General features: G+C 37.1%; 1 protein-coding gene. It reads right to left on the reverse strand.

From position 1 onward, the window contains the following. Window positions 1-135: 135 nt before the first annotated feature. A partial coding sequence (locus BVH04_RS21740; RefSeq protein WP_205635903.1) for an ankyrin repeat domain-containing protein occupies window positions 136-785 on the reverse strand: 650 nt, incomplete at its 5' end.

Genomic DNA, 785 nt, shown 5'->3' on the forward strand with positions numbered 1-785 from the left:
GGTTTGGCGCTTGGCGAAGAAGCGGATTTCGAAGCAATAAACTGTCAGCCAGCACTGAACTTGATACGAAGCACAACGCTTCATTAAAGCACTGAACCCGCTTTTTTGCCAAACGCCTGTTATGCGTTCGCTTTTTTACCACAGTTTATATTTATCTAATTTAAAATTCAAATACAATTCTTCCGCACTTTCTCTTTTCTCACTGCTTTGTCCAATGTCTGCCCCTGCTTTGATTAATTCTCTAAAAACGCTTTGTAGTTGTTTAATTAAAATGCCATCGGAAAAGTCTGTGCTTGGGTTGTCAAGCATTTGTCTTGCGTCTAATAAAGCCCTATGTAAACAATTGTTACCATATGAGTCAGTTGATTTTGGGTCTGCCATTTTGCTTAACATTAATTCTAAAAGCGAAAACGCTTTGTCAAATTTTTTAGTGTCCCTTTGAAGCGTGTATGAATTGAAAATAGTCGCTCTGATACAGTCGTGTAAAACAGGTGCAGTCCACTCGTTAATTTCAGAGGTTTCCATAAAGTTTGTGTCAGCTCCTTTGTCAATTAAAAGTTTTGCTATTTCAAAGTTACCCGTCTTGAAAGCAACTTGAAGTCCTGATTGTCCATCGTCTTTTTTCGGAGGTGAAACATTACAAATTTTTAAATATTCTGAGTTATTGTCAACGAGTTCTGAAACCTTATTCACGTCTCCGTCTGAAACTGCCTTAAAAAATATTTTTATGTCCTTTTTTGTCATTGTATTATTGGTCGGTCGGTTTTTTAAAGTGACGCATAACG

The organism is Algoriphagus antarcticus, from assembly GCF_002150685.1.
In the GTDB taxonomy this organism is placed as follows: domain Bacteria; phylum Bacteroidota; class Bacteroidia; order Cytophagales; family Cyclobacteriaceae; genus Algoriphagus; species Algoriphagus antarcticus.